This window comes from Microbacterium sp. K35 (assembly GCF_004794375.1).
Lineage (GTDB): Bacteria > Actinomycetota > Actinomycetes > Actinomycetales > Microbacteriaceae > Microbacterium > Microbacterium sufflavum.
In genome coordinates this window covers 1-9377 of record NZ_SSDM01000304.1, presented here as the reverse complement: position 1 = coordinate 9377, position 9377 = coordinate 1, and the positions used below count along the sequence as shown (strand labels likewise).

Sequence of the window (9377 nt, the reverse complement as noted above, 5' to 3'; positions counted from 1 at the left end):
CCGCTCGGCGGCGGCGGTCGCGGCGGTGAAGACCGCGTCGAGCTCGGCCTCGGTCTCGATGCGGGCGGCGGCGATCGCGTCACGCCCCAGCGTCGTGGAGACGGAGCGGCGCAGGATGTCGCGACCCCAGGCGCGGTTCGCGGCGAGCGCGGGGTCGCTGTCCGGCTGGTTCGCGAAGCCCTCGGTCACGCCGGCGGGGCGCTCGTCCGCCCGGTTCTGCGTGCGGTGCGGTGCCGGAACCCGCTGCGACTCCGGCAGCCCGGCGTCGGCGGCGAGGGCGGCGAGGGAGCGCTCGAACCGCTCGCGCTCACGCGTGAGCAGGGTCGGGTTCGACGCGAGTTCGAACACGGCCGACATGAAGTTCTCCGGGCTCGCGTTCTCCTCCAGGCGGCGCACGAGGTAGGCGATCGCGACGTCGAACTCGGCGGGGTTCACGACCGGCGTGTAGAGCAGCAGGCGGCCGACGTCCTTGCGCACGGCCTCGGCCTGACCGGTCGCCATGCCCAGCAGCATCTCGTACTCGACCGCGTCGGTCACGCCGCGCGCCTTCGCGAGGAGCCAGGTGTAGGCGATGTCGAACAGGTTGTGTCCGGCGACGCCGATGCGCACCGCGTCGAGGCGCTCGGGGGTCATGGCCCAGTCGAGCACCCGCTTGTAGTTCGTGTCGGAGTCCTGCTTGGTGCCGTAGGTCGCGAGCGGCCACCCGTGCACGGTCGCGTCGACCTCTTCCATCGCGAGGTTGGCGCCCTTGACGACGCGGACCTTGATGGGCGCCCCGCCCTTGGCCCGGCGGGCGGTGGCCCACTCCTGCAGGCGCTGCATGGCACCGAGCGCGTCGGGCAGGTAGGCCTGCAGCACGATGCCGGCCTCGAGGTCCTCCAGCCCGGGCTGGTCGAGGATGCTCGTGAAGGCCGCGATCGTCAGGTCGAGGTCGCGGTACTCCTCCATGTCGAGGTTGATGAACTTGGCCTTGCCCGCAGCCTCCGCCTTCGCGGCAAGCCGGTAGAGCGGCGTGAGCTTCTCGACCACGTCGGCGACGGCCTCGTCGAACGACCACATCGACAGCTGGCTGACGACGCTCGACACCTTGATCGACACGTAGTCGACGTCGGGGCGGGCGAGGAAGTCGTACGTGCCCTGCAGGCGGCGGCCGGCCTCGCGCTCGCCCAGCACGGCCTCGCCGAGCAGGTTGAGGTTCAGGCGGTTGCCGGTCTTGCGCAGCTTCGCGATCGCGGGCCCGAGCTTCGACGGGGTGGCGTCGAGCACGAGGTGGCCCACCATCGCCCGCAGCACGCGACGCGAGATGGGGACGACGACGCCGGGGAGCTTGGGCGCCCAGAAGCCGCCGGCCTTGATCGCGGCACGCAGGTAGCCGGGCAGCAGCGTGGGGGTGATGTCGCTGAGCTCGGCGAGCTTGCGCCCGGCGACGCGGAGGTCTTCCGGACGCATGACGCCGTCGACGAAGCCGACCGTGAAGTCGAGACCGTTCGGGTCTTTGAGCACCTCGGAGAGGCGCTGAGCGGCGGGCTCGACGGGGTGGGTCTCGCTCTCGGCGAGCCAGCGCTGCACGAGTGCGGCGACCTCTTCCGTGCGGGGCGTGGTGTCGTCGATGACGGTCATGGGCGGGGTTACCTTCCTCGGCAGCGCACACCCGGGTGACGTGTGCGGCTGGATCATTGTCCAGCCGCTCGGTAGGCTCCGTCTATCAACCGATTCGAGTGGATTCTGTTCACTCAGACTTAACAGACGCGAGGCCCCGTGCTCGACATCACCCGCCTGCGCATGCTCGTGGAGCTGTCGCGTCGTGGCACGCTCTCCGCGGTCGCCGACGCACTGTCCTACAGCAAGGCCTCGGTGTCGCAGCAGCTCGCGGCCCTCGAGCGCGACGTGGGCGTCCCCCTGCTGCGCCGGGTGGGGCGCGGTGTGCAGCTCACCCCGCAGGGCACCGTGCTGGTGACCGAGGCGATCGGCATCCTCGACCAGCTCGAGCACGCCAGGGTCGCGGTCGCGGAATCGCTCACCGAGGTGACGGGGACCGTGCGTCTGGCCGTGTTCCAGTCCACCGCCCACTCGCTCCTGCCCCGCGCCCTCGCCGCGCTCGCGGAACGTCACCCCGCCCTCCGGGTCGAGGTGACCGAGCGCGACCCGGAGTCCGCCCTCGACGCGGTCTCCGGCCGGGAGGACGACCTCATCCTCGCCGAGCAGTATCCGGGGCACAGCCGTCCGATCCACGCCGATCTCGACCGGGTGGCGCTCGCGCACGACGCGATCGCGCTCGCCCGGCGCCCCGGTTCCCCCGCGCACGGCGACCCCGCGACGACGCTCCGGTCGACCAGCACGGCCCCCTGGGTGCTGGAGCCGGCGGGCACCGCCTCGCGCGCCTGGGCCGAGCAGCTGTGCCGCACCGCGGGGTTCGAACCGGACGTGCGCTTCGAGCTCGCCGACCTCACGGCGCACATCCGCCTGATCCACGCCGGACTGGCCGTCGGGCTGCTCCCCGAGCTGGTGTGGGCGGGCGACACCCCGACCGTCGACCTCTCCCCGCTGCCGCGCTCCCCGCGCCGCGAGATCTTCTCCTCCGCGCGACGGGTGTCGGCCGCCGCCCCGTCGATCCGCGCCGTGCGGGCCGCCCTCGCCGACGCCGCCTCGCACAACCTCCTCGACTGATCCGCCCGGTCATCCGCGAGGAGGACGCGCCCCGGAGAGCCCCGGGCTATCCTCGGCAAGATGTCGCTCTTCCCTCCCCGCCTCCCGGCCGCCCGGCACTTCGCCCTCACCTGGGGCATCACGGAGCAGTACGGGGGGATGACGAGCGCGATGCTGCGCCGGTCCCGCTCGTTCCGCCGGATCGGGGGCGTCGACGTCGACCTGCTGACGCTCGACGACGGCCCCGACTACCCCGAGCTCTCGGAGCGGCTGCGGGCGAAGGGCGAGCTGATCGACGGGCTGCGCATCCGCAACCTGTGGGACGAGCTGCGCGCCACCCCGCCCGCACCCCGGGGCCTCATCCCGACGCTGCCGCCGCTGCTGGCCCCGGAAGACGACGACACCGTGCGCGAGCACGACGGCGTGGTGCTCAGCCGCGCACGCCGAGACGGGGACGGACACCTGTCGGTCGACCGGTTCCGCCGCGACGGCTCCCTCCTGGCGACCGAGCGCGAGGGGGCGGAGCGGCGCGTGGTCGTCTACGGCGTCGACGGGACCCCGCTGCGCTCCTGGCGCACCAGCTGGGGGCTGTACCGCTGGTGGTTCGACCGCCTGACGGCGGGGCGCGCGAGCTTCCTGCTGGTCGACTCGAAGACCGCCGCGCGACCGGTCGCGGGATACCGCCGTGACCACGTGACGACCCTGCACGTCGTGCACGCCTCGCACCGGGTGGCCGGACGCCCGCGGACGCTCCGCGCCTCCCGGGAGGGCGTCCTGCGACGCGCGGGAGACTTCGACGAGATCGTGGTGCTGACCGAGCGGCAGCGCAGCGACCTCGTGGAAGACCTGGCCGCCCTGGGCGTGCAGGCCCGCGTGCGCACGATCCCGAACGAGGTGACGCTGCCGCCCGCGGTCTCCGCACCCCGTCCGGCCACCCGCGGCGTGGTGGTCGCGTCGCTGGACAAGCGCAAGCGCCTGGGCCACGCGATCGAGGCGCTCGCGAAGGCCCACACCGCGGACGCCCGGATCGAGGCCGACGTCATCGGCGAGGGCCCGGACGAGCCGAAGCTGGCCGCGCGCATCCGCGATCTCGGCGCCGAGGAGTGGATCCGGTTGCGCGGCTTCGACCCGCACGCACGGGAGGAGTTCGCGACCGCCGGGTTCAGCCTGCTCACGTCGACGTCGGAGGGGCTGCCCCTCGTGCTCGTGGAGAGCATGGCGGCCGGGTGCATCCCGCTCGCCTACGACATCCGCTACGGCCCGGCCGACATGATCCGCGACGGGGTGAACGGCTTCCTGCTCCCCGAGGGCGACGTGGACGGGCTCGCCCAGCGGATCGCGGAGCTCGCCGCGATGCCGCCCGGGCGGGTCGAGGGCATGCGGAGGAAGGCGCGGGCCAGGGCGGCCGAGTTCTCCGACCGGGCGATCACCCGACGGTGGGCGCGCGAACTCCGGGCCGCGTACGACGCGAAGCTGCTGACGGCCGCACGGGAGCAGCCGATGGGCGTGCGGGCGCGGCGACTCGCGGGCGTGGTGCGGCGCCGGGCCCGGTGGGCGCTCGGCCGCTGAGCATCCGCCGCTGACGCGCGGGAATATGCATGCGCATGTATGAGTTGGGTGGGGAGTAGCCCGGACGACGGCGTCCGATCCATCCCACCGTCCGAAAGGCACTTCCGTGAGCACTCCCGTCATCGACCGCACCGCCCCGACCGAGCACCCCGTCCTCGACGTCCTCGCCGGTCGCTGGAGCCCCCGCGCCTACGACGCGCAGAACGCGATCGACGAGGACAAGCTCGCCACCGCCCTGGAGGCCGCCCGCTGGAGCCCCTCCGCCAACAACACCCAGCCCTGGCGCTTCCTGGTCGCCCGTCGCGGCACCGCACTCCACGCGCAGATCGTCGACGCGCTGATGGGCTTCAACCAGGCGTGGGCCGGCAACGCCGCGGCGCTGATCGTCGCGATCGCCGAGACCGAGACCGCCGACGGCACGCCACTCACCCACGCCCTGTACGACCTCGGCCAGGCCGTCGCCCACCTCTCCGTGCAGGCGCACCATGACGGCCTCGTCGTGCACCAGATGAGCGGCTTCGACCCGGAGGTCGTGCGCGAGTTCGCCGACCTGGAGCCGCGCTTCACCCCCACCACCGTCATCGCGCTCGGCGAGCTGGGCGACATCGCCGCGCTGCCGGAGCCGCTGCAGGAGCGCGAGGTCGCCCCGCGCGTGCGTCGCCCGATCGCGGAGACCGTGCTCCTCAGCGCCTGAGTCGCGCGCACGCCGGCGCTCCGCCGCGACGAGGCCCGGTCCCCGCACGGGGCCGGGCCTCGCCGTATCGGGCGGCCTTTTGTGAGGGGTGCGGCACGACCCCCCGCACCTACAATCGTCGGCATGGCATTCCAGCGCAGGGTCAAGTCCGTCGAGCAGTCGATCGCCGAGACCCACGACGAGCAGAGATCGCTGAAGCGATCCCTCGGCGTGTGGGATCTCGCCGTCATGGGTGTCGCGGTCGCGGTCGGCGCCGGCATCTTCTCCGTCGGCGCCGAGGCCTCCGCGCGACACGCGGGCCCGGCCGTCATCATCTCGTTCATCATCGCGGCGGCCGTCTGCGGTCTCGCGATCCTCTGCTACGCGGAGTTCGCCTCCTCCATCCCGGTGGCCGGGTCCGCGTACACGTTCACGTACTCGACGCTGGGCGAGTTCCTGGCCTGGATCATCGGCTGGGATCTCATCCTCGAGATGCTGATGGCCTCCGCGGTGATCGCCAAGTACTGGGGCGTCTACCTGGGCGACGCCGTGTCGCTGTTCGACCTGCAGATCCCGATGACGCTGCAGCTCGGCCCGCTCAGCTTCGACTGGGGTCCCGTCGTGATCGTGGCGATCTTCACCGTGCTGCTCGCGCTCGGCACGCGGCTGTCCAGCCGCGTCAACAGCGTGTTCACGGTCATCAAGGTCGCGATCGTGCTGTTCGTCATCGTCGTGGGGCTGTTCTTCATCAACGGCGCCAACTACACCCCGTTCGTGCCGCCGGCGCAGGAGGGCGTCGCCTCGGAGAGCGCCTGGACGCAGTCGCTGTTCTCCTTCATGACCGGCGCCGACCCGTCGATCTACGGCGTGTTCGGGATCCTCAGCGGCGCGGCCCTGGTGTTCTTCGCGTTCATCGGGTTCGACGTCGTCGCCACCAGCGCCGAGGAGACGAAGGACCCCAAGCGCACCGTGCCGCGCGGCATCATCCTCGGGCTCGTGATCGTGACCGTGCTCTACGTGCTGGTCGCGATCGTCATCACCGGGATGGTGTCGTACACCGAGCTGGCCAAGCTCGACGAGCCGTCGCTGTCCAGTGCGTTCGAGCTGGTCGGGGCGACGTGGGCGGCGCAGGTGATCGCGATCGGCAGCCTCGTGGGGCTCACCACGGTGGTCATGGTGCTGCTCATGGGTCTGGCGCGCGTGGTCTTCGCGATGAGCCGTGACGGCCTGCTGCCCCGCTCACTCAGCGTGACCGACGCCAAGCGCGGCACCCCCATCCGCATCCAGCTGATCGTCGGGGTGGTGATCGCGATCATCGCCGGATTCACCGACGTGCAGGTGCTGGGCGACATGATCAACATCGGCACCCTCTCGGCGTTCGTGCTCGTGAGCATCGGGGTGCCGATCCTGCGCAAGAGCCGCCCCGACCTGGAGCGGCCGTTCACGGTGCCGCTGTCGCCCTGGCTCCCGTGGATCTCCGCGATCGCCTGCTTCTGGCTGATGCTGAACCTCAGCACCGAGACCTGGGTGCGGTTCGCGATCTGGCTCGCGCTGGGCCTGGTGATCTACTTCGCCTACTCCCGCCGGCACTCGCTGATCGGCCGGGAGCTGGAGCGCGACGCCCTCGGCGGCCTCCGCAGCCGGCCGTCGGACTGACGGCGAAGAGCCCCGCCCCGGGTTTCCGGGACGGGGCTCTCGTGTGGTGACGGAGTCTCAGTCGTCGAGCAGCTCGGCCTCGATCACGTCGTCGTCATCCTCCGCGGGCTCGGGCTCGGGGGTCGTCGACGTGAGCACGAGTCCCGAGCCGTCGGCCGCCACGTCCACGCGGACGGTGTCGCCGTCGCGCACGCCACCGGAGAGCAGCGCCGTGGCCAGCTTGTTCTGCACCTCGGTCTGGATGAGCCGGCGCAGCGGCCGCGCACCGAACATCGGGTCGTAGCCGCGTTCGGCGAGCCACGCCCGCGCGTCCGGGGTGACGGCGAGCGTGAGCCGGCGGTCCTTGAGCCGGTCGTGCAGCTGGTCGACCGACAGCTCCACGATCTGCGCGAGGTCGTCCTCGCTCAGCGCGCTGAACATCACGATGTCGTCGAGCCGGTTGAGGAACTCCGGGCGGAACGCCTGCCGCACGAGCGCCATCACCTGCTCGCGCTTCTCGTCGGGCGAGAGCACGGGGTCGATGAGGATCGGCGAGCCGAGGTTCGAGGTGAGGATCAGGATCACGTTCGAGAAGTCGACCGTGCGACCCTGACCGTCGGTGAGGCGGCCGTCGTCGAGCACCTGCAGCAGCACGTCGAACACCTCGGGGTGCGCCTTCTCCACCTCGTCGAGCAGCACCACGCTGTACGGGCGCCGCCGCACGGCCTCGGTGAGCTGGCCGCCCTGCTCGTAGCCGACGTACCCGGGAGGGGCGCCGACGAGCCGGGAGACCGAGTGCTTCTCGCCGTACTCCGACATGTCGATGCGCACCATGGCGTGCTCGTCGTCGAAGAGGAACGCGGCGAGCGCCTTGGCCAGCTCGGTCTTTCCGACACCGGTCGGCCCGAGGAACAGGAACGATCCGGTCGGACGGCCGGGGTCGCTGATGCCCGCACGGGAGCGGCGCACCGCGTCGGACACGGCCTTCACGGCGTCCTTCTGGCCGATCAGCCGCTTGCCGAGCTCGTTCTCCAGGTGCAGCAGCTTCTCGCTCTCGCCCTGGAGCAGACGCCCGACGGGGATGCCCGTCCAGGCGGCGATCACCGCGGCGATGTCCTCCTCGGTCACCTGCTCGTTCACCATGCGCGGCTCGGTCGAGGTGGTCGCCTCCGCCTGCTCCGCTTCGGCGATCTCGCGCTCCAGCCGCTTGATGGTCTCGTACTCGAGCTTGGACGCCTTCGTGTAGTCGGCGTTGCGCATCGCGAGGTCGCGCTGGGTGACGGCGTCGTCGAGCTGCTTCTTCAGCTCGCCGACCCGGTTGAGCCCCTGACGCTCGCGCGCCCAGCGGGCCTCGAGGCCGGCGAGCTCCTTCTCCAGCTCGACCAGGTGCTCGCGCAGCGCCCCGAGGCGCTCCTTCGAGGCGGCATCCTTCTCGCGCTTGAGGGCCAGCTCCTCCAGCTTGAGCCGGTCGACCTGACGCTTGAGCTGGTCGATCTCGACCGGGGAGGAGTCGATCTCCATCTTGAGCCGCGACATCGACTCGTCGATCAGGTCGATGGCCTTGTCCGGGAGCTGCCGAGCGGGCAGGTACCGGTTGGACAGGGCGGCCGCAGCCACGAGGGCGCTGTCCGAGATCGTCACCCCGTGGTGCGCCTCGTAGCGACCCTTGAGGCCGCGGAGGATCGCGATCGTGTCCTCGACCGAGGGCTCTCCCACGTACACCTGCTGGAACCGGCGCTCCAGGGCCGCGTCCTTCTCGATGAACTCGCGGTACTCGTTGAGCGTGGTCGCGCCGATGAGCCGCAGCTCGCCGCGGGCCAGCATCGGCTTGAGCATGTTGGAGGCCGCGACGGAGCCCTCCCCGCCGCCCGCGCCCATGAGCACGTGCAGCTCGTCGATGAAGGTGATGACGCGCCCGTCCGATTCGGTGATCTCCTTGAGCACCTGCTTCAGCCGCTCCTCGAACTGCCCGCGGTACATGGCACCGGCCACGAGGGCGGAGATGTCGAGGGTGACGAGCTCCTTGTCCTTCAGCGACTCGGCCACGTCGCCCGCGACGATGCGCTGCGCGAGCCCTTCGACGACGGCCGTCTTGCCGACGCCGGGCTCGCCGATCAGCACCGGGTTGTTCTTGGTGCGACGCGTGAGGACCTGGCTGACGCGTCGGATCTCGCTGTCCCGTCCGATGACGGGGTCGAGCTTGCCCTCGCGGGCGCGGTCGGTCAGGTTGATGCCGAACTGCTCGAGGGCGGACTGCTGTTCCTGGTTCGGGGATCCGGTCTGCGGGGTGGTCATGCGCTCCTCCTGGAGGTACTCCTTCTGGTCGGCCCCGCCGCCGAAGTCCGGGGACGGGATAAAAGTTGAGCCGTGTTGACTCAAGTTTACCATTCCGGGGGTCGCGCCTCCAGCCCGTCGTCACCTCTCCCGGACGATGGCATCCCAGACCGCGGCGGCGACCTCGCGCTTCGATCCCGACGCGGTGCCGGCCGCGGTACCGCCAGGACCGAGGATGTGCACGGTGTTCTCCGCGCGCTCGAAGCCGCGGTCCCAGCCGACCTCGTTCACCACCAGCAGGTCGACCCCCTTGCGCTGCTGCTTCGCGCGGGCGCGGTCGAGCATCGCGGCCTCGTCCTCCGGCGTCTCCGCGGCGAACGCGATCACGAGCTGTCCCGCGCGCCGAGCGGCCGCGAGCCCGGCGACGATGTCCTCGTTCTCCACGAGCTCGATCGGCGGCACGCCCCCGGTGTCCTTCGTGAGCTTGCGCGCCGACACCTCGACCGGGCGATAGTCGGCCACCGCCGCCGCCATGACCACGACCTGGGCGTCCGCGGCCGCCTCGGCCATCGCGGCGGAC

7 protein-coding genes are annotated in these 9377 nt (G+C 71.4%); 4 read left to right on the top strand and 3 right to left on the bottom strand.

The genetic code is table 11. From position 1 onward, the window contains the following. A partial coding sequence (locus DW299_RS11855) for a proline dehydrogenase family protein (protein ID WP_205814387.1) occupies positions 1-1620 on the bottom strand: 1620 nt, incomplete at its 3' end. A gap of 138 nt (positions 1621-1758) precedes the next feature. On the opposite strand from DW299_RS11855, the gene DW299_RS11850 reads away from it, so the two are divergent. The 4 genes from DW299_RS11850 to DW299_RS11835 all read left to right on the top strand — a co-directional run bounded on the left by DW299_RS11850 (position 1759) and on the right by DW299_RS11835 (position 6544). After that, positions 1759-2667, top strand: coding sequence for a LysR family transcriptional regulator (locus DW299_RS11850; RefSeq protein ID WP_136035157.1), 909 nt, complete (start codon positions 1759-1761; stop codon positions 2665-2667). 60 nt (positions 2668-2727) lie between these two features. Then, positions 2728-4215 carry a glycosyltransferase gene (locus DW299_RS11845; RefSeq protein ID WP_136036707.1) on the top strand — a complete coding sequence of 496 codons (1488 nt, stop codon included), beginning with the start codon at positions 2728-2730 and terminating at the stop codon, positions 4213-4215. A 106-nt stretch (positions 4216-4321) separates the two neighbouring features. After that, the gene (locus tag DW299_RS11840; RefSeq protein WP_136035155.1) at positions 4322-4909 is read left to right on the top strand and encodes a nitroreductase family protein; all 588 of its coding nucleotides are present in this window, start codon (positions 4322-4324) and stop codon (positions 4907-4909) included. Between the two features lie 123 nt (positions 4910-5032). Next, positions 5033-6544, top strand: coding sequence for an APC family permease (locus DW299_RS11835; protein ID WP_136035154.1), 1512 nt, complete (start codon positions 5033-5035; stop codon positions 6542-6544). 57 nt (positions 6545-6601) lie between these two features. Here DW299_RS11835 and DW299_RS11830 read toward each other — a convergent pair whose 3' ends face one another. Beyond that, positions 6602-8818: an ATP-dependent Clp protease ATP-binding subunit gene (locus DW299_RS11830; RefSeq protein WP_136035153.1), complete on the bottom strand. Its 2217-nt coding sequence runs from the start codon at positions 8816-8818 to the stop codon at positions 6602-6604. A gap of 120 nt (positions 8819-8938) precedes the next feature. Beyond that, the coding region (locus DW299_RS11825) for a phosphopantothenoylcysteine decarboxylase domain-containing protein (protein WP_275090589.1) at positions 8939-9377 on the bottom strand (439 nt) is incomplete at its 5' end.

Bases quoted from the DNA above. Each gene is read 5' to 3' on its own strand.
- DW299_RS11835 (WP_136035154.1), top strand. From the start codon at position 5,033: ATGGCATTCCAGCGCAGGGTCAAGTCCGTCGAGCAGTCGATCGCCGAG.
- DW299_RS11845 (WP_136036707.1), top strand. From the start codon at position 2,728: ATGTCGCTCTTCCCTCCCCGCCTCCCGGCCGCCCGGCACTTCGCCCTC.
- DW299_RS11830 (WP_136035153.1), bottom strand. From the start codon at position 8,818: ATGACCACCCCGCAGACCGGATCCCCGAACCAGGAACAGCAGTCCGCC.